This is a genomic window from Bacillus sp. SRB_331 (assembly GCF_003264175.1).
In the GTDB taxonomy this organism is placed as follows: Bacteria; Bacillota; Bacilli; order Bacillales; family Bacillaceae_G; genus Bacillus_A; species Bacillus_A mycoides.
Map to the genome: position 1 here is coordinate 13,632 of NZ_NADV01000076.1, position 18,862 is coordinate 32,493.

The 18,862-nt window shown below is 32.7% G+C and carries 20 protein-coding genes and 1 pseudogene; 13 read left to right on the forward strand and 8 right to left on the reverse strand.

Annotation, left to right across the window (positions count from 1 at the left end; genetic code table 11):
- Positions 1–294 precede the first annotated feature (294 nt).
- Together B5P42_RS30340 and B5P42_RS30345 are read left to right on the forward strand one after the other, a co-directional pair.
- Positions 295–573, forward strand: coding sequence for a hypothetical protein (locus B5P42_RS30340; RefSeq protein WP_113735975.1), 279 nt, complete (start codon positions 295–297; stop codon positions 571–573).
- A gap of 611 nt (positions 574–1,184) precedes the next feature.
- Positions 1,185–1,370, forward strand: a complete 186-nt coding sequence (locus B5P42_RS30345; RefSeq protein ID WP_113735976.1) for a hypothetical protein — start codon at positions 1,185–1,187, stop codon at positions 1,368–1,370.
- 743 nt (positions 1,371–2,113) lie between these two features.
- Here the strand turns inward: B5P42_RS30345 and B5P42_RS30350 are convergent.
- Positions 2,114–2,578, reverse strand: a complete 465-nt coding sequence (locus tag B5P42_RS30350) for an epimerase (RefSeq protein WP_113735977.1) — start codon at positions 2,576–2,578, stop codon at positions 2,114–2,116.
- Between the two features lie 194 nt (positions 2,579–2,772).
- Here B5P42_RS30350 and B5P42_RS30355 point away from each other — a divergent pair, with 194 nt between their 5' ends.
- The gene (locus B5P42_RS30355; protein ID WP_113735978.1) at positions 2,773–3,141 is read left to right on the forward strand and encodes a DUF3888 domain-containing protein; all 369 of its coding nucleotides are present in this window, start codon (positions 2,773–2,775) and stop codon (positions 3,139–3,141) included.
- A gap of 339 nt (positions 3,142–3,480) precedes the next feature.
- Here B5P42_RS30355 and B5P42_RS32200 read toward each other — a convergent pair whose 3' ends face one another.
- A complete protein-coding gene (locus B5P42_RS32200) occupies positions 3,481–3,657 on the reverse strand; it encodes a hypothetical protein (protein ID WP_181458854.1) in 177 nt (58 codons plus the stop codon).
- A gap of 389 nt (positions 3,658–4,046) precedes the next feature.
- Between B5P42_RS32200 and B5P42_RS30360 the strand changes: the two genes are divergently transcribed.
- On the forward strand, positions 4,047–4,844 hold the full coding sequence (locus tag B5P42_RS30360; protein WP_113735979.1) for a cell wall hydrolase: 798 nt from the start codon (positions 4,047–4,049) through the stop codon (positions 4,842–4,844).
- Positions 4,845–5,640: 796 nt separating this feature from the next.
- On the opposite strand, the gene B5P42_RS30370 is transcribed toward B5P42_RS30360, so the two are convergent.
- From B5P42_RS30370 to B5P42_RS30380, 3 genes are all read right to left on the reverse strand, one after another.
- Positions 5,641–5,982, reverse strand: coding sequence for a YolD-like family protein (locus B5P42_RS30370; protein ID WP_113735981.1), 342 nt, complete (start codon positions 5,980–5,982; stop codon positions 5,641–5,643).
- Complete coding sequence (locus tag B5P42_RS30375) at positions 5,979–7,244, reverse strand: Y-family DNA polymerase (RefSeq protein WP_000272612.1); 1,266 nt, start codon at positions 7,242–7,244, stop codon at positions 5,979–5,981. Before B5P42_RS30375 ends, B5P42_RS30370 begins: the two co-directional genes overlap by 4 nt.
- Before the next feature lie 110 nt (positions 7,245–7,354).
- Positions 7,355–7,585, reverse strand: a complete 231-nt coding sequence (locus B5P42_RS30380; protein ID WP_113735982.1) for a helix-turn-helix domain-containing protein — start codon at positions 7,583–7,585, stop codon at positions 7,355–7,357.
- 291 nt (positions 7,586–7,876) lie between these two features.
- Between B5P42_RS30380 and B5P42_RS30385 the strand changes: the two genes are divergently transcribed.
- From B5P42_RS30385 to B5P42_RS30395, 3 genes are read left to right on the forward strand one after another with little or no spacing between them, the layout of a single operon-like run.
- Positions 7,877–8,197, forward strand: coding sequence for a hypothetical protein (locus tag B5P42_RS30385; protein WP_060751041.1), 321 nt, complete (start codon positions 7,877–7,879; stop codon positions 8,195–8,197).
- Between the two features lie 11 nt (positions 8,198–8,208).
- The gene (locus B5P42_RS30390) at positions 8,209–9,375 is read left to right on the forward strand and encodes an FtsK/SpoIIIE domain-containing protein (RefSeq protein ID WP_113735983.1); all 1,167 of its coding nucleotides are present in this window, start codon (positions 8,209–8,211) and stop codon (positions 9,373–9,375) included.
- Between the two features lie 22 nt (positions 9,376–9,397).
- Entirely contained in the window at positions 9,398–9,973 is a 576-nt protein-coding gene (locus tag B5P42_RS30395; protein ID WP_113736004.1) for a replication-relaxation family protein, read from the forward strand.
- Between the two features lie 296 nt (positions 9,974–10,269).
- Here the strand turns inward: B5P42_RS30395 and B5P42_RS33005 are convergent.
- Positions 10,270–10,395 (reverse strand): annotated as a pseudogene (locus B5P42_RS33005) (vancomycin resistance histidine kinase VanS); the annotation flags it as partial.
- A gap of 217 nt (positions 10,396–10,612) precedes the next feature.
- Here B5P42_RS33005 and B5P42_RS30400 point away from each other — a divergent pair.
- Complete coding sequence (locus tag B5P42_RS30400) at positions 10,613–11,260, forward strand: lysozyme family protein (RefSeq protein ID WP_113735984.1); 648 nt, start codon at positions 10,613–10,615, stop codon at positions 11,258–11,260.
- Positions 11,261–11,422: 162 nt separating this feature from the next.
- Here the strand turns inward: B5P42_RS30400 and B5P42_RS30405 are convergent, their stop codons facing one another.
- Positions 11,423–12,895: a HAMP domain-containing sensor histidine kinase gene (locus B5P42_RS30405; protein WP_113735985.1), complete on the reverse strand. Its 1,473-nt coding sequence runs from the start codon at positions 12,893–12,895 to the stop codon at positions 11,423–11,425.
- Between the two features lie 13 nt (positions 12,896–12,908).
- On the reverse strand, positions 12,909–13,574 hold the full coding sequence (locus B5P42_RS30410) for a response regulator transcription factor (protein ID WP_002150943.1): 666 nt from the start codon (positions 13,572–13,574) through the stop codon (positions 12,909–12,911).
- A gap of 163 nt (positions 13,575–13,737) precedes the next feature.
- On the opposite strand from B5P42_RS30410, the gene B5P42_RS32205 reads away from it, so the two are divergent.
- From B5P42_RS32205 to tnpA, 5 genes are all read left to right on the forward strand, one after another.
- A complete protein-coding gene (locus B5P42_RS32205) occupies positions 13,738–13,914 on the forward strand; it encodes a hypothetical protein (protein ID WP_181458855.1) in 177 nt (58 codons plus the stop codon).
- A 600-nt stretch (positions 13,915–14,514) separates the two neighbouring features.
- Complete coding sequence (locus tag B5P42_RS30415) at positions 14,515–15,723, forward strand: S1C family serine protease (protein ID WP_113735986.1); 1,209 nt, start codon at positions 14,515–14,517, stop codon at positions 15,721–15,723.
- Between the two features lie 263 nt (positions 15,724–15,986).
- On the forward strand, positions 15,987–17,405 hold the full coding sequence (locus tag B5P42_RS30420; protein WP_113735987.1) for an ABC transporter permease: 1,419 nt from the start codon (positions 15,987–15,989) through the stop codon (positions 17,403–17,405).
- Positions 17,406–17,416: 11 nt separating this feature from the next.
- The gene (locus B5P42_RS30425) at positions 17,417–18,103 is read left to right on the forward strand and encodes an ABC transporter ATP-binding protein (protein ID WP_046960286.1); all 687 of its coding nucleotides are present in this window, start codon (positions 17,417–17,419) and stop codon (positions 18,101–18,103) included.
- 355 nt (positions 18,104–18,458) lie between these two features.
- Complete coding sequence (gene tnpA / locus B5P42_RS30430) at positions 18,459–18,857, forward strand: IS200/IS605 family transposase (protein ID WP_070142913.1); 399 nt, start codon at positions 18,459–18,461, stop codon at positions 18,855–18,857.
- Positions 18,858–18,862 lie beyond the last annotated feature (5 nt).

The window sequence follows — 18,862 nt, forward strand, 5'->3', positions numbered from 1 at the left end:
AGATTTTGATACATATTGTCAAAATCTATATAATTTCATGTCAATTAAAACAATTTCGGCGACTTACTAGACTTATTGTATCAATTAATCTAGGGGAAGCGGTGGCTTAGAGAAGGTTCAGAGTAATCTTGACCTTTGAAGAGGAACTTTTCCATTTGTTTTTTAAAATTTCGCTCTATTAGATATGTGAATTATGGGGAAATCAATAAAACATAACTTTTGAATTATTCAATACAAAAATATAAAATTATACTGATTTCAAAATATTAACTAGTTAAAAATGGGGAAATAAAAATGAAGATTAAATTTAATGTGGTTAAAGATGAAAAATTTGATTTTACTTTATTAGAAACAAAATTGCTGAAAACTTTTAAAGAAGTGGATAATGTAGCAATAGTTGAAAAGGTTGAAGATAAAATTTTTGAAAAAGATGATGTGCAAACCCATTTAGCGGAGATTACTATTAATGTTACAGGAAAGAATATCGGATATAGATCGGTTTCAGCTAGTATATTTATTGTTCTAGAAAGTCTATCAATAAAGCTATTCAATATTAATATTAGTATACATTAAGCATCCATAACGGGTGCTTTTTTCTTTGTTATATAGAAATTAAACATTAAACATATATTTATAAGCGTTGTTACTACACGCTAAGGAATAGTAATAAAAAGATGAGACCGATGAAACTGTATAAAAACCAAAAGAATCCTAAGATGGGGAATGTTTTATGAAAATTAAGCATGGTAAACCTCCTTGGGTATATAAAGGATTATAATACATCGTTGGCCTATTTAGAATACTAACCATGAATTGGATGGAATTAGACATGGTTAAATCAATAGAAATTAAACATTAAACGTATTTAATGAGTCTGCTAGGTATAAAGATAAGCGATAATCATACAATGATATGGAAGGGCCTTTTCTAACGTGTTAGTTACCTCAACGTATATGTATCTTTTGGCGCCTGGGCGAGGGTGCTTTTTTTATTGCACATTATGATAAGGACAAGCATATTATGTAATAGGACGAGTTCTTCGTGTCCTATTCAATGCTCAGGATAAAACCCAATTCACATTGAGAGCATCCAATATTGAGGGTGCTTTTTTTTATTGAAAGAATGTCTGAATATATATAATATAATTATTGGATTCATATTTCAATATAAGGGGTACAGATTCGATGCGACGTAAAAAGGATTTGTTGAAAAAATGGAAGGTGGATTTGCAAGCTGTTCAAGAAGAAAAGAGGATGAAGAAGAAGGCTAAGAATAAGAAATATAGCATTCCTGGTAATGCAGCGGGATTCATGAATGGAAAGAATACTTATCGTAAAGAGAATGGGGTATGGAAACAAAGAAATAAATGACGTGAAGGTAAATAAGTTTTGTTAAGTTTATAGCAAGTATTGTAGGCGCTTCCGTGATCTGGGTGGCGTCTTGTTTGTTGTTAAGGAACGATAAGGATGATGGCTACATGATGAACGGATTGGGTGAAATTGTTTTGAAAGCTATATTAAAAATCATTGGGATATGATTTATCACTTTATTAATTTGATTAGGAACAGGGTGGCTTATATGGGGGCAACAAAACAAACGAACTCAACGAACGAAAATAGAGAAAGGCTAACGTCTCAAAAACAGTAGTTTTTAAGATTCTAACAGGATATGAATTTGATTGATGAAATTGGATAAACAGAAAAAATGTTGCCAAATAAAGACTGGATAAGAAAAATACAAAAAAGCAGTCAGCAAAAGCTAACTACTCATCTCCAAGGGGGAATGGAGAAAATATAATGTTGTCTACATTATTAACGGAATATTGAGTTTTTATTCAATGTGAGATACATATTTAAATTAAAATCTCAGAAACTAATATTATTATTCCTGCGTATAACAATATCCTTATTTGAATAAAGAAGCCCTAGGGTTAGGGGGGCTAGGGCTTCCTGTGTTGGTATATCTCACAAGATATTATAAAAAGAAAAGAACTTACTGAAGATAACACATGAATGTTTCATAAATGTATCAAAAAGTGAACAAAATCGTTATTTGATTAAAAGAAAAAGAGCACAAGTTGATATGTGCTATAAAATACTCATTTTAAAATCTATTAAATTGTTTCTTTTGTATTAGGGGTATCAAATTTATCAATTAACTTAAAGATTGCTTCTAAAAGAATTGTAGATAAAATCGCAAAGATTAATACAGCATGTGGTGATAATTGTACTGCTGTGAAATTAAGGTTTGCTAGCCAAAAATATCCGACATACATTGTCAGGAATGTACTAACAATTGAAATTGTAAATCCTAAGAAACCTAATTCTTTTAGCTTTTCTTCAGATAATTTAAATACGTGTAATATGAAAGAGAAGATAATCCCAACTATGAAAAATCCAATACATAGGGTTAATAGTGAAATTATACTAGGGTATTCAACGTCATCAGGCATCCATTGTTTCATTCCTACAATTATTGCTGTAGGGAGCGCGATAGGTATTAATAGTGGTGATACTATTAGAAAAATTGCCAATAGTCTATTGCTGTTGTTTGTCTCATTGTTGTTTTGATTATTCATAAAGCCTCCAAAAATAATTTTAATATAAATAACCTAGTGGATTTTAGCACATAAGCATTAGTAAGGCCACAGTTAAAAAAAGTGGATTTAAACAAAAATGCTGTTTGAATAAAAAGAAGTTCAATACGGGGAAGAATAGTCATCTCTTATGCTGGGGAGGTTAACGGATATCCAAATTTATTAAGGGTGATTATATGTTGAAAAGTAAAGTGGTTATTTTGCTTTTGGGAATTATAATAGCAGTTTTATTTTTAAAGCCGCTAGATACCAAAGCAGTTAATATTGATAATCAAGATTTTTATGATTCTTACAATACTTTATTAGCAACATATGCAAGCAAAGCTATCAGAAATAAGCTTGGGCCAAATCATCAGTATAGTTTAACGGACACAAAAATTTTAAAAGTTGAACGGTTTCCAAAAGAAAATTTTAGTTTTATCGTTACAGTTCAATATAAAACTTATACAGGCGCTCATAATCCTCCGAATGGCATAGAAACCGTTACTTTTAATATAGATCCAAGTGGAGTAAAAGTTATAAATGTTGTTCATAAAGATGCTTAAAAAAGAAGTGATATTCTTCATACATTGATTAGGGGGATATCCGAATTAATAAATATAATAAAAATTTCATTTTGTATTAATTTAAAACATGAAAAAGAGCACTTAATAAAGTGCTCTCATGACAAGATAATTCATTTGTAAAGACTATTTCAATTTATAAAGAGAGGAACACAGAATATTATATGTGTGCCCAGTTAATTGAGTGCTTTTTACAAACAAAAAGCAGCTAGCAAAAGCTAACTGCTCCTTACAAGGAGATACAGAGAAAACTACTTCAAATGAGTTGTGGCATACAGCCTATATACAGTATTGACGGAATATTGAATTTCATTCAAGAGGTTATGTTATATGATTAATTAAAAACTCTTTTATTAGCAGTAAAACTCCGAGGAGAGATAAGACTTCAATCGAAAACCAAAACATATCTTTTTGAGGTTTATTAAACTCCATTACTATGGAGGAAAATAAAAATAAGGCAATGACTATCCCAATACAGATACGGATCACATCAGGCATTTATGGCACTCCTAATAATTAATTATTTTTTTATATAGGTATTTCCAATGGTACGGAATTTTAAAAATGTTTTATGGAAAATCAAATAAAAGAACACTATTCGAGTTGACTTTAAATCCTTATAGCCTCAAGGTAGGTTTTTAGTTTCTCTTTAAACAATTAAAGTAAGCCTCTACTTTCCAAAAATTTTGTTTGAGAATTGAATTATCCGATTCTTTTGAAACCTACCTATAATAATTCATTTTCAATATCAACAGCAATTCAATTATTATATAGAAATACAAATTCAATGACTTATATTTTATGTTTTGTTACGCTATATATAGCTTGATTTGTTTTTAACTTGAAAATATTAAGAGTACTTAATAATTTTTAGGAGGAGTTTTTGAATGAAGTTATGTAAGTTGAAAACCTGGTTACCATTATCTGCTGCAATGATTACAATAGTATCAAATCCAGTAGGGGCTGCGGCTTCAACGGTTTATACGGTTCAAAAGAATGATACCCTAGAAGCAATAAGTAAACAATATGAGGTGTCCGTACAATCACTAAAACAAGCTAATAACAAAGCAAATGATCAAATTAATATTGGAGAACGCTTAACAATTCCAGGATCGTCAACTGCAAACGAATATGTTCAAAAAAATAATTCAACAGTTTCAACTAATACATATCAAGCAATTTACCAAGTGAAAAGCGGGGATACATTAAGTTCTATATCAGAACAATATAAGGTTTCAATACAGTCAATAAAACAAAACAATAACGTAGACGAAAACCATATTTTTATCGGTCAGCACTTAAGGATTGATACTGGTATTTCATTACAAGAAGTGGACTTAATGGCTCGATTAGTAAATGCAGAAGCAGGAGGAGAACCGCATGCAGGAAAGGTTGCAGTGGCAAAGGTAGTGTTAAATCGGGTTAACGCAAATGGTTTTCCAAATACAATTAAAGACGTAATTTATGAAACCATTAAAAATGGTTATGCATTTACTCCTGTTACAGACGGTAGAATTAATCAGCCTACTACACAGGAAGCAAGAATGGCAGTAGAAGAGGCTATCACTTCAAAAGGAACTAATTCTGATTGGGTTTATTTCTACAATCCCAAAACCTCGACTGATAAATGGATTACAACACGTCAAACCGTTGCACAAATTGGAAACCATCTGTTTGCTAAATAATAATATATTAGAGGAGTTTCCAATGAGATAAGGAGAGGTTATTTTTGCGTGTATTACATTCACTATTAGCAATATTAGCAGTTATATTTTTAATTTGTGGTGTTATTATTCACGAGTATGTATTGGTGTTTTTGGTAGGGATTTGTTGCATGGTGATAGTGAGTTTTATGATTTCCAGTATACGTAATTGGAAAGTGAATAGAAAGCGTATTTCTATCGTGTATTTTACTTGTGTATTAATATTATTGCTATTAACAATATATCTTTTGTTTGTCACAGTTTATACACGTTCTTTGGAAATATAGTAGTTTTACATCTATACCAAAATCTCTCTGATAATGTTCTTTCTGTGGGTGTGAAATAAATCCACGATGTTTGTAAGAAAGACGCGAAGCTTTGAACAAAGTTGCGATGTTTATAAAAATGATGCGATACTTTATCTCTTTGATCAAAGAATTTTAAATGCGTTTGGATTGGATTCTTTTGCTTATTGTACAGTTAGTTTTCTATAAAACTTAGATTTTCAAACGACTTTATTGTTATTTTTTCGTTTGGTGAAATATTTTTCATCAAAAATTAAACAACTTTATTTTCATTCTACAGTAGATACTTCCATATGAGTATACTAGCAAAAGAGACTCTATAATGGAGTCTCTTTTGTTATAAGATATTTTGGACTCATGTTTCATTTATTATATCTTTAAAATATAGTTTCATATCCTTAGCTTCGTATTCATTAATTTCAAGGGGGAGCGCAATCATCACATTTAATATTTATACTTAGCATGGAATGCTTTTATTTTGCATCAATAATGTCCATAAATTTAAGATTAATCCTGTTATAAAAAGCATCTGTACATAGTATAGAACAATTCAATGGATCAATATCAGTTACGGTCATATAGTTAGTAAGCAAATAGCCATCTTCGTAATATGTAATCAACACCTCTTCTTCAGATAGTAATGAGCATAATAACATGTTCTCGATAAGTTCTTTTTCTTCAGAAGTTAAGATTGGATGTGCTACTTTATTCTTTTCCTTAATAATCTCATGTATACCATCAAATTGTTCTGTCATTGCAGCAAATGGCGTCCATTTCACCATTCCTCTTCCCTTTGGCATATTAGCGTTGTTCATGATTTGTGTCCTCCTAACAATGTGTTTCTGTATCTTGCTGTAGCACTATTTGTATAAGAAATTCCTCTTAATATGCTGTTCTTACCAAACTTAGTGCGTATTTCATCCATTACCTTCGTTAATTTCATTTCTTTTTCTCGTTGTATTACATTGTCAAAAAGAGATATTTGTTCTTCACCTTCATTGATTAAGTTGGTTAAAGAAACATTGATGGATCTAATTGGTTCCCCGGTATAAAACTTATGTAAAAAATATGTACAAATATGATAGATATCCATTGTTAAATTGGTTGGTCGGTTCATAGTGTGAGTTTTTCTGAAACCACCAGCGTAATTTTTACTATAACCAATGGAAAAATGGATTGTTTGAGCTAGTTTGTTTTGTCTTCTCATCCGATAACAAACCTCCTCGATATGTTCCAGAAGGATAATCGGAAATTCTTCTATTGTGTAATCACGCATGAGTATTTGGCTTTTACCAATTGAAGTTGTTGCTGGTATGTATTTTTCTGCAATGCGGCTAAAATCAATGCCGTTGCTATGTAAGTGTAATTCTTCGCCAATAACCCCAAAACTTTGTTTTAAGTATTTGAGCGGGTATTGCGCTAAATCTCCGATTGAATATATTCCTTTTCGATTTAACTTTGCTTCTGTTTTACCCGAAATCCCCCAAAACTTACTAAGTGGTCGTATCGGCCATAATTTTATGGGTACATCTTCGTACTTCCAATATGCGATGCAGTCTTTTGTCTTCTTCGCTTCCACATCTAAAGCGATCTTACTCATTAAAGGATTAGGCCCAATCCCAATCGTGCATTCAATTCTTGTTTTCTCATATATTTCACGTTTGAATTTCAACGCGAATTCATATGGCTCATTCGCAAACAGATGGATACTATTTGTAATATCCATAAAGAATTCATCGATGCTGTATTGGTGGAAATCTTCAATCGGAACGTATTGTAAAGCTAATTTAGTTATGTAATTTGAGCATTTGATATAAGTTCCCATAATTGGGTTTACCACAAGAATGTCTTTACGTCGTGGTATTTCGTACAATCTTGCCATTTTCTTAACACCTAATGCCTTTAGTGGTGGCGTTGCAGCTAAAACAATGGAACCACTTCTGTTTACATCTCCTACTACAGCTAATTTGGTATGAAGTGGGTTTAAGCCCATCTTGATACAGGACACGCTTGCATAAAAGCTACGAAGATCTACACATAAAACAATTCGATTTGGCAATATTGAGTAGTCATACACCGTTATTCCCCCTTAAATAACAGAACGTCCGTTCTTATTATATACGAATATACGTTCTTTTATAAAGGGTTTTTTATAAAAAAATAAAACTGACTCTAGTTAGCCAGTTTTTACATATCCCAAAAGTCGGTGGATTTAACGCTGGGTTTTATTTGCCTAATAACTTTTAAAATCTTTTTCATTACAGTGGGACTAGGTATGTATTCTTTATCATTGCACGCCTTTGAAACTGTAGGACGACTTAATTTCGCGGTCTTTTCTAAATCATTTTGGGTGAAGCCATTCCGATCTAAAAAATCACCTAATTTCGTTCGGTTTTTACCTCCGAATTTCCAAAACACTTAAATCCCTCCTGAACCTATTTTCAACATTGTGGACATAAATGTAAAAAACTATTCACATAGACGGAAAAAGTTTTTTACATAATGTACAAGCTGTCCACAATATGATGTATCAAAGCAGCTACCACGGTATTTATTATGGTAGAAGAATACGAGGTTACCAAAGTAAGTTGCGAATGATTACCACAGTATTTATCAAGATTTCTACCAAGGTAAAACTACCACGGTATTAAGTAGATGAAGCTATGTAATATCTACATTCTAAATTCTGTTTATAAAGGGGGCATTTAAATGCGTGCTAGGAAAGAAACAATTCCTTTTCGCGAGTTTATGGATCAGTTATACAAAGATAAAGAAAAGAAAATCCGTAAATACAATTCATTAAGTCCTTTTGCATTCCTTCATATGTCGGATCAGGTATTACATACTTACATTGCATTAGGAGTAATGGGAACGGTTTTAATCGGGGCAGTCATGTTAGAAAAGTATTTGGTGCGAAATGACTATATATCCGCAGCTAAATTTGTGAGTGAAGGAATTTATCACGGCATACGAATTGGGGGAGTTTGTTTAATTGGATATGTATTTATTCGCATCGTAATCATGTTTTAGGGGGGGAGTATATGAAACTGATTAAGAAGTGGCTTCATACACAAAGGTTAAGGAATCAACTTATAGAGGTATTTGGAAAAGCAGGTCTATATACGGAACATCAAACACGCGGGGGGAGAGTGTCTATTTATCCAAAGGTACATAATATTTCTTCTTCAAAAGAAAGCGTGAGATATGTATTTACCATACCCAACGGATTAGATCCACAGAAGATTGAAAAGAAGTGGTTTTGTTTCCAGCAAATATTAGGGCGGAATATTACCATTGAAGGGGATGTGAAAAAGTTTGTCCTACATGTATTCCGTTCAAATGCTGGGCTAAAATCGTACAATTATTGTTATAAAGAATGGCAGCCACTATTAAAAGATTTCCGTTTACCTGTTGTGGTCGGCAGAGACCAATTCGGAAAGATGATTTCATACGATATGATTGATTCCAATTCACCGCACTTATTAATTGCAGGAGAAACGGGAAGTGGGAAAAGTAGTATGGTACGTGTTGTATTATCCACACTTATTCAATATATGTCTCCTGAAAAGTTGCATTTGTACCTTGGTGACTTAAAAAACTCTGAATTTCATTTTTTGCGTAGAGTGAAGCATGTAAAAGAAGTTTGTATGGAAGAAATCGAAATGAAAATAATGCTTCAAAAGTTATGGAAGGAAATCAGAGAACGAAGAAAACTTATGGAAGAATATGAAGTTGATCATATTGATGCGTACAACAAATTAAATCCTAATCATCCAAAACCATACATCCTACTTGCTATCGATGAGGTGGCTATGCTTAAAGATGAAAAAGAGTGTATGGCTACAATTGAAAAAATTTCAGCAGTCGGGCGATCACTTGGAGTCTTTCTTATGCTTAGCATGCAGAGGCCAGATGCCAAGGTGTTAGATGGTAAGTTAAAACTTAATATGACTGTAAGAATCGGTTTTAAATGTGATAGTGTGATTAATAGTAATATCATGGGTACTCCTGGTTCAGAGTATTTAGAGCAATCTGGCCAAATGATTTTTAAAAGAAATGGATTAAAGAAAGTGCAAGCTCCTAATTTGGCATTAAGTAAAGCGAAACAAATTGTTGAGCCATATCGTATGGCCAAAGAGGAGAAAATGTCCAAAAACACTCTGCACAAAGAAATGCCTTTATTCGGGGTGTTAGATGATGAAGAGTAGAGATAAAGGGATTTTGAATGATTTGAAGCGATTTAGATGCATGTCCCGTGACGATATTATTGACTTGCATTTTCAAGGCTTAAAGAATGCGGTAACTTGCTGTAATACGGTTATGAAACGATTAAGAAGAGATGGTCATGTTGATGCTAACGTATTGCAACACCCATACGTTTATTTTCCGCAACCCAGTTCTATCAGAAAAACGAGTCAAAAAATTCCTCATTTCCTTGGTATTGTGGACGTATACAAACAACTCGTTCATTATGAAAATCCTAAACTATTCGAAGTTGAACCAAAGTACGGGCAAGAATATATGGAGCCGGATGGTTTTACAATATGGCGTAGATCGCCATTCTTTATTGAAGTTCAAAAGTCAGTGTACAGTAAAAAGATAATGCAAGATAAGATAAATAGATATGAGTTATACTTCCATAGCCAAGAATGGCATAATGAATATTGGCAACCGAAAGCTTCTAAATTTTTTCCATCAATCCTTATCATTACTGACAAACATTACAATGTTCAATCTCCTTATTTCCGTATATTCCAAGCAAATTCTATAGAGAGTTTTATGAATAATTTAGCGGTGAAATCATAAAGAAAGCCTGCATAGTGCAGAGCTTTTTTCTTTTCAGTAATGCATTAAGTTATGTGTGATGATGATTGTTAGAATTCGATAAATGAGGAGAATAAATTTGAAGCAAGTTATGAAATAGTAAAAAAAGAAGAAAGTAATCCTTTAAATAATTTTCAATGGTTAAGCGAATATCTCATTGTATAGCGCTAAAGGTGATAATACATCAAGTATGAAATAATTAATTACTTGTGACGGCCGATTCTCTTACGTGGAGGGTTAGCCGTTTTTTTATTATATTTTATCTCTTATTTTTCTATATAAAGTATATTAAAAAGATAGGGTAAATCTTCTTCTGGAATGATACCTCCAAAATTAATAACTTGTACGATAACCTCTCAATTATCACTAAATCCATTCATATCAACAAGTTGTCCCACATATCCGTTTGTACCAATACCTTTTTTAATGTACGCATAAAAAATGTCCTTTATCTTATCTTTATCTTATCTTTACCTTATCTTTAAATTTTTATATTAAACTTTAAACCTTAAAGTATTGATGTTTGAGTCTAAAAAGGAGCGGGAGATAGATGTTCATTACATATTTTGTAAATAACCATTTACCTTTGAAAAATAGAATTTCTAATACGAGGAGGAATATATGAAGAATACGAGTAAAATACGAATTATTATATTATTGTTTATTAGTATTTTAGGTTTAGGAACAATGCTTGGAATACTATATCTTAATCAGAAAAACAATATTCAACAAAATAAAGCGCTCGCAACCGAAAAACGTGTTTTGCAATATGAGCCCACCTTGAAAAAAGAATTAGAAAAATATAATTTAGGAGAGAAAACAGCAGTTTTATTAGGAATTATGTACCAAGAGAGTAGAGGTGAGGGCAACGACCCTATGCAATCTTCTGAATCACTGGGATTAAAGCCAAATGAACTTCAAGAGATAAGCTTGAGCATTAAACAAGGGGTAAAACACTTTGCTAAAATGTACAAATATGGAACGGAAAAAGATGTTAGCATGGATGCAATTATTCAAAGCTATAATATGGGACCAGGGTATATTGATTTTATTGCCAGTCAAGAAGTTAAACAACACTCGGAAGATTCGGCTAAAAAGTTTTCTAAGATGAAATTTGATCAAAATCCAGCGATGTACACTTGTGGTGGAAATAAAAATAATTTTAGGTATCCATATTGTTATGGTGATTTCACATATGCCACAAAGGTGAATGAAAAAACAAAACTTATTGAAGAACTTCTTCGAAATGTACATAACTCTTCTAAATAAGCTGCAGAATGAAATATAATGATACCGTCAGTTATCAACAATAAAATATTAGAATATAACTTATATTTTAAGTAACTCTTTTTATCAATGTGACGGTATCCTATATGAAAAATCTCGATCTTATTTCTATAGGAGGAAATGAGATTGAGACTCTTTTGTTGTTTATTTGCTGGATAATGGAATGGTAACTAAAAATTGTACGCCTTGTTTGGTATTATTCATAGAATACGTGATAGAAAGGGATTCGAAAATTTGTTTTACAATATATAATCCTAAGCCACTCCCTCCAGTATTTCGATTTCTTGACTTTTCGATTCGATAAAAGGGTTCGAATATGTGTTGTATATTCTCTTCTTTAATTTCGACACCTGTATTAATGATTTGCATTTCGATATGGTTTTGCTCAGATTCTTGGTTTAACTTAATATAGACCTTTTCGTTAAGTGGTGAATACATAATCGCATTATGAATGATGTTTTTACAAGCTTTTTCTAAAAGAACACAATCCGTATAAACAAAAATGTCAGAATCGAATTCTTTTATTATTTGAATGCCTTTTTGAGAAGCAAAAAATTCGAGGTCTTTTGTGATTGTACCTATTAACTTCGAAAGATTTACTTCTTCTACTTGTGGTTTAAAGGTATGTTGTTCTAGTTTTGACGTGCTTAAAATTTCGCGAACCAGCTGTTCCATATTTCCAATTATTTGATGGTTTTTCTTTAAATATTGGTCACGATTTTGATAAGGGCCGATATTATATATCATCCCTTCTAAGTAACCTTTCATAACAGTAAGAGGAGTTTTTAATTCATGTGCTACAATGGCAAAGAATTCCCTTCGCTTTGTTTCTATTTCTCTTTCTTTTTCAATATCACTTTTCAATTGCTGATTCGCTTTTTGTAAATCAAAAATTGCCTGTTGTAAATTTATGGACATATCATTCAAGCTATTGGACAATTCCCCTAATTCATCCATAGAACGAACCTCAATTTTTTCGGAGAAATCCAAGTTTGCCATCTTTTGTGCACCTTCATTAATATAAATAAGTGGTTTAGTAATAAACCTTGAATAGAGATAAGCACTTCCTAAACCAATAACCAGTACAATGATACTAATATAGGGTAGAAAACGTACCAAGACCTGTGAAGCTTCATCGATCGGTTGAAATGTTGCGAACACCACAAGCGTTAAGTTAACATCTTGGAATTGTATTGGCTTGCTAACCTCATATGAATTACCACGATTATCTAAACTCCTTGCTGGTACTGTTTTAACATAACCTGTTGCCTGAGTATCTCCTTGAATAGTACCTCTTTGAATCGCACTTCCTTGAATAGTGCTTTGAAGAATAGTAATAGTAGGAGAATAAATAAGCCTTCCCTCATTATTTTGAAGATAGATCACTGCATTATTTTTTTGTGCGTATTCATCAAAAAGTGGTATGGCATTTTGAAACGTAAGATCTTTAGATTTATCAATTATTTCTTCGATTCCCGTTTGAAGCTGATCTGTTTTGTATTGCTCATAAAATTTAGGGAGAAAGAAGTATAAAGTTACATAAATTAAGGTTGCAAAGGCTAACAAAATGAGGGATGTAGTCATAAAGAGTTTATAGGTAATTCTCTTCATCTTCATGATTTTTACAATCCTATTCATCGATTTTATAACCAATGCCCTTTACTGTTTTAATATAGGGTATATCTAATTTTTTTCGTATGTTTTTCATATGCGTATCAATCATTCGTGTGTCTCCGGCATACTCATATCCCCAAATTTTTTCTACGATATTTTCTCTTGTGAGTACCTTTTTTTCATTTTGAAGTAGTAGTTGCAAAATTTCAAATTCTTTTGTCGTTAAGGGAACTTCAACTTTATTTACATATACTTTATATGCATCGCCATCGACATGTAGTTCTCTAAATACAAAATGATTATCAGTACTTTGATTATTACTTCTTCTCAGTACTGCTTCGACTCGCCTCATCAAAACATGAAAAGAAAAAGGTTTCGTAATATAATCATCGATTCCAAGATCAAATCCTTTCATTTGATCTTGTTCTTCTTCTAGCGCGGTTAGCATAATAATTGGTATATTTGACTGACTACGAATCATTTTGGCAACTTCAAATCCATTCAGGTTTGGCATCATCACATCTAGAAGAATTAAATCGAAGGATTGCTTATTAAATTGTTTCATGCCCTCTAATCCATCTGATGCAACTATAACTTTATACTGTTGTGTCATTAAAAATTGTTTGATTAATTCTTGTATTTCTTGATCATCTTCTACCACCAGAATGTGATAGTTCTTCATAATATCACCTCTTGTAGTCATTATAACCTTCCAATCTGGAGTTGATGTGGAGACGTATTAGAAACACTATAAAAACTTCACAAGAAAACTACATGTATTTCAAATCAGCTCCAGATGCATGAGATAGGTTATATACATAACAAGACAGAGGGAGGTAATTAAGATGTCACTAGAAGCAAACATCATTCTTTCTTTATTGGATGTACAACTGTGGATGGCCCCTCATTCGAATAATAGACGCATAAAAGAGAAAAAACAAAAATTGAAATCAGCACCGTTCTTAAATAAATACACAAGTGTAAATAAAAGAAATCTATATAAGTCTAGTGAACAAAAATAGGGAGGATCAAAATGATTCTCTCTATTTTTGTATTCAATAATTAGGTACTGAAAATCTTTACTATAACTCTAGATTAACTCCATATAGAATACAGATTAAGTTTGTATGATACATGTACCAAATAGAAAGGAATGATACATGATGTTGAAGACTTACACAATCTATCAAATTTTATCCCTTCCTTCTTATTTACACACAAACCTATTACCATCCATTCTCACGAGAATGCTAGGCTCTAAGGTTATAACAAAAGAATAAATAAGCTAATGGATGTTTATTGTCCCTTGTTTCCACTTTTTGCAAAACACCTGTATAAACACGCATGCTACTTTGTACATTGAATACCCTATTTGTTGAGAGCCGAATAGGCTCTTTTTTTAGAAACAAGCTCGAAGTGGGTTTGAATATCGTCATACATATATTCATAGGAAATTTCAAATATAATGTTACCCCTACGAAAAAACAGTTGATTTATGTTTAAACCATGCCTAAAGGTAAAATTTTCTTTTTTTGAAATGGTGATTCTTAAATATTACATTCATACATCGTATTTCAAATATCAAGATAAAAATATTCAATTGTAAATTAAAGGAGAAAGGGATATTCACAATGGGACACTATGATATAAATCAAACAGAAAGCAATAGGAATAAAGTTTATAAAAAAACAGGGTATTTTTTCACAGGAATAATTGGTGCAGTGATTGGTGCAATTACCATTGGATTGACCACCCCTTATATAAATGAAATTAAAGGGAGTGCAGACCAATCTCCTAAGCATAACGAAGTAAATCAGGCTACGCCGATCTCTTACAAACCAGAAGATGTGAGCAATCCTCAAAATATGATTGAATCTGCAAAAGAAGTTGTCGTAGGTGTCATTAACTATAAACAAAATGCAGATTCATTTAATACGCAAGATCAATCAGAAGAAGCTGGTTCGGGATCAGGGGTCATATATAAAAAAAACGGCAATAAGGCTTTCATTGTTACAAATAATCATGTGATAGACGGTGCGAATAAAGTAGAAGTGAAATTGAATAATGGTAAAAAGGTTCCCGCTAAAGTAGTAGGGACAGATCCATTATTAGATTTAGCGGTATTAGAAATTGACGGGGCAGATGTAAAAAGAGTCGCAACACTTGGAGACTCAGAAAAAATTCGTACAGGGGAAACGGTAATAGCCATTGGGAATCCATTGGGGCTAGAAGGTAGTGTAACAAAGGGGATTATTAGTAGCAAGGAACGAGAAATACCTGTTAGTACCCTTGGAGATCAACAAGTTGATTGGCAAGCACAGGTAATTCAAACAGATGCAGCTATTAATCCTGGGAATAGTGGAGGAGCTTTGTTTAATGAACAGGGTGAAGTCATTGGAATTAATTCGAGTAAAATTGCACAACAAGCTGTTGAAGGAATTGGATTTGCAATTCCGATTCATATAGCCAAAACGATCCTAGAGTCTCTTGAGAAAGATGGAACAGTTAAACGTCCGATGATGGGTGTACAGTTATTAGATGTGGAGAAAATGACAGATTCTGCACGCAATCAATTAAAATTACCAAAAGAGATATCAAATGGTGCAGTATTGAGGAATATCTCAAACCAATCACCAGCAGAAAAAGGTGGATTGCAACAATATGATGTTGTGATTGCATTAGATGGACAAAAAATAGAAAATGTCGTTCAATTCCGTAAATATTTATATGAAAAGAAAAAATTGGGGGATACAATTAAAGTAACAGTTTATCGAAATGGTGAAAAACTAAAAAAAACCGTGAAATTAATGGAACAAACACGTACCGCTTAACAGCCACCTTGCGGTGGTTTTTTCTATTTTACTAGTTTTATATGTACGATCATTCCATTCGCCCTCACTCCACATTAATGGACTGGCTCTCTACCAATATTCAAAATCGATTACGTATTCTAATTTGTGTTCCAGTTTTTCTTGCTAAGGTCAATGAATAAGTACACATAAACTCCATATATCTCTAGATAAACTACTGAGTAACTCCATACAAACTCTAGATAGCGTATATAGAATAACAGCTATCAAGGAGGTTAGGAAAAATGAATTTTATAAAACGCGCAATTCTCAGTATGAAAAAAAGAATAGGAACATCATTAATTTTGATGGCAGTCTTCCTGATTGTTACAAATTTAGTGCTGGCAGGATTCACAATCCAAAATGCATCAAAAAAAGCTGCTGATGCAGCAAGAAAAAAACTAGGTGCAGATGTTACTTTAGGTCTTGATTTTGACAAATTAGGTCAACAAGCTAGGGAAACTGGCGAGATGCCTAAGCCGCCGAAGCTCAACACAAAAGAAGCAGACCAATTAGCGAAGTCCAAGCATGTAAAAGACTATAATTATATAACCAATAATTTCGGAATTGCGGATGGGTTTAAATTAGTAGGAGCTTCAGAAGGAGAAGGAAAAGGTAACGTTGCAATGGTGGGAGGATCAGGTTCAGGTTCAGAAATAGATATGAATTCTTCTCTTATGATAGAAGGAGTTCGCAAGACTTTATTACAAGAAAGTTTTAAAAATGGAAAAAGTAAAATCGTTGATGGAAAACCAATTACAGAACAGATGCAAGATCAGAATGTAGCTTTAATGGAAAAACGATTAGCGGAACAAAACAATTTGAAAGTAGGAGATAAAGTTAAAGTTCAATCAGGGGATAAGAAGGAAACTCTTGAAATTGAAATTATCGGTATTTACGAAACGAATGAGCAACCAATGGGTCAAAATCCCCCTCCTATGATGAATCCAGCTAATAAACTATATATGCCTTACTCTACTTTGAAAAAATTAGAAACAGATGAAGGTATGAGTAGTAGTATTCAAGTTGTGTACTTATTGAAGGATCCACAAGACATTGATGCATTTAAAAAAGAAGCAAAAAAATCTGATATTGATTTTAATTATTTTAAGTTAGATGCACAAGATTCATTGTACAAACAAATGATTGGTCCTATCGAAAATATCGCTTCTACGTCTCAAATGATTATCTATATGGTATCTATTGCAGGTGCGATTATCTTAGGATTAATCATTATGTTATCGATTAAAGCACGTCGTAAGGAAATGGGGATTTTATTGTCCATTGGAGAGAAAAAATGGAAACTGATGGCGCAGTTCGTAGTAGAAGTAGTATGTATTGCTATTTTAGCGTTAGGATTATCCCTAACAACAGGAGCTAAAGTTTCTCAATTCGTAGGGGATAACTTACTTTCGAGTGAAATTGCTACAGCAAGTGAAGAAACAGACACCTCACAAAATAGTACTGTAATGGTGGCTGGATCTGGTGGGAGTCTACAAGACCAAAAAAAGGAGCCAATTGATAAAATTGATGTAAGTGTAACGGGAGAGGATGTAGGAAAAATGGGGGGAATTGGACTAGCTATTGCTATATTAGCAACGCTTCTTCCAGCATTATCTATTCTACGCTTAAATCCAAAACAAATTCTTTTAAAAGATGAATAAGGAGGCTCGATATGGAGACGATTTTACAATTTAAAAACTTAGATTATTATTATGAAAGTAACGGGAAAAAAGTAACGATACTAGATAATGTTAATTTTTCTTTTCAAAAAGGGCATTTTTACACGATTTTAGGGCCCTCTGGATCTGGCAAAACCACAACTCTTAGCTTAGGTTGTGGGCTGGACATACCTAAAAACGGTTATGTACTATATAATGGCAAGGATATTCGAAAAATTGGTTTGGATCGATACCGTAATCAAAATGTATCCGTAATTTTCCAATCGTATAATTTGATTACCTATATGACCGCTCTTCAGAATGTACTAACGGCAATGGAAATTACAGGTGTGAAGGTACAAAATAAAAAAGCAAGAGCATTAGAATTATTAGAGAAGGTAGGACTCACAGAAATAGAAGCGAAACGAAATGTCTTGCAACTAAGTGGTGGACAACAACAACGTGTAGCAATTGCTCGAGCACTATCTTGCAATGTCGATTTATTGATTGCTGATGAACCAACAGGAAACCTTGATGGAGAAACAGCAAATGAAATTATTGAGTTGTTTCAGGAGCTCGCTCATCAAGAGGATAAATGTGTAATTGTAGTTACGCATTCACAAGAAGTTGCAAAAAAATCGGATCGAGCAGTTTATTTAAGGAAAAAGAAGTTAGTAGTAAACGAAATTAATAATAGTTAAGAAAAAAGCTAATTTCGTTCTTAATTCACATAATTTTCAAAATTGAAATTTATGGCTGTTAATATTTGTTATATAATATATTTGTCAAAGCATTACCCCTGTAGTTTCTATGATGAATCTGTAAGATAGTTTGTCTCGTATATTCACCTGATACTAAAAAGAACTTGTAGAGATTCCTACAAGTTCTTTTTGTTTTAACGAATTCCTCGAAAGAATTCTCCTTCCTCAAGCGCGTGAAGGGCGTAGCCCAGCGGTAGGTGGGAGATGAATTTCGGTTTGGCGTAGCCAAAAGGCTTTGCTTTTTATTTTGCCTCTGATAAAATCAGTCTTATAAAGAATAAAGGTTGGTATACGAATGAAATTAGATAGCAATAATCATTCAGTGTTCTTGTTGTATTATCATCTTGTGTTGGTCGTAAAATACAGAAGAAATGTGTTCGATGATGATATATCAGACTATGCAAAAGACATGTTTGTCAGGTTATCCGAGAATTACAACATAACACTGATAGAGTGGAATCATGATGTAGACCATGTTCATATTTTGTTCAAGGCACATCCGAATACAGAAATGACAAAATTTATTAATGCTTATAAAAGTGCAAGTTCTCGACTAATCAAGAGAGACTTTCCACAAGTGAAAAAGAAACTTTGGAAAGAGATGTTTTGGTCAAGAAGTTTTTGCTTACTAACTACTGGTGGTTCTCCAATAGATGTAGTAAAGAAATATATTGAAAACCAAGGTGAAAAGTGAGGTGA

Excerpts from the sequence above, each read along its gene's own strand:
- B5P42_RS30420 (WP_113735987.1), top strand. The coding sequence starts at position 15,987 with ATGAATTTTATAAAACGCGCAATTCTCAGTATGAAAAAAAGAATAGGA.
- B5P42_RS30350 (WP_113735977.1), bottom strand. The coding sequence starts at position 2,578 with ATGAATAATCAAAACAACAATGAGACAAACAACAGCAATAGACTATTG.
- tnpA (WP_070142913.1), top strand. The coding sequence starts at position 18,459 with ATGAAATTAGATAGCAATAATCATTCAGTGTTCTTGTTGTATTATCAT.
- B5P42_RS32205 (WP_181458855.1), top strand. The coding sequence starts at position 13,738 with ATGTCACTAGAAGCAAACATCATTCTTTCTTTATTGGATGTACAACTG.
- B5P42_RS30410 (WP_002150943.1), bottom strand. The coding sequence starts at position 13,574 with ATGAAGAACTATCACATTCTGGTGGTAGAAGATGATCAAGAAATACAA.
- B5P42_RS30385 (WP_060751041.1), top strand. The coding sequence starts at position 7,877 with ATGCGTGCTAGGAAAGAAACAATTCCTTTTCGCGAGTTTATGGATCAG.
- B5P42_RS30425 (WP_046960286.1), top strand. The coding sequence starts at position 17,417 with ATGGAGACGATTTTACAATTTAAAAACTTAGATTATTATTATGAAAGT.
- B5P42_RS30340 (WP_113735975.1), top strand. The coding sequence starts at position 295 with ATGAAGATTAAATTTAATGTGGTTAAAGATGAAAAATTTGATTTTACT.
- B5P42_RS30390 (WP_113735983.1), top strand. The coding sequence starts at position 8,209 with ATGAAACTGATTAAGAAGTGGCTTCATACACAAAGGTTAAGGAATCAA.
- B5P42_RS30360 (WP_113735979.1), top strand. The coding sequence starts at position 4,047 with ATGAAGTTATGTAAGTTGAAAACCTGGTTACCATTATCTGCTGCAATG.
- B5P42_RS30345 (WP_113735976.1), top strand. The coding sequence starts at position 1,185 with ATGCGACGTAAAAAGGATTTGTTGAAAAAATGGAAGGTGGATTTGCAA.
- B5P42_RS32200 (WP_181458854.1), bottom strand. The coding sequence starts at position 3,657 with ATGCCTGATGTGATCCGTATCTGTATTGGGATAGTCATTGCCTTATTT.
- B5P42_RS30400 (WP_113735984.1), top strand. The coding sequence starts at position 10,613 with ATGAAGAATACGAGTAAAATACGAATTATTATATTATTGTTTATTAGT.
- B5P42_RS30355 (WP_113735978.1), top strand. The coding sequence starts at position 2,773 with ATGTTGAAAAGTAAAGTGGTTATTTTGCTTTTGGGAATTATAATAGCA.
- B5P42_RS30370 (WP_113735981.1), bottom strand. The coding sequence starts at position 5,982 with ATGAACAACGCTAATATGCCAAAGGGAAGAGGAATGGTGAAATGGACG.
- B5P42_RS30405 (WP_113735985.1), bottom strand. The coding sequence starts at position 12,895 with ATGAAGATGAAGAGAATTACCTATAAACTCTTTATGACTACATCCCTC.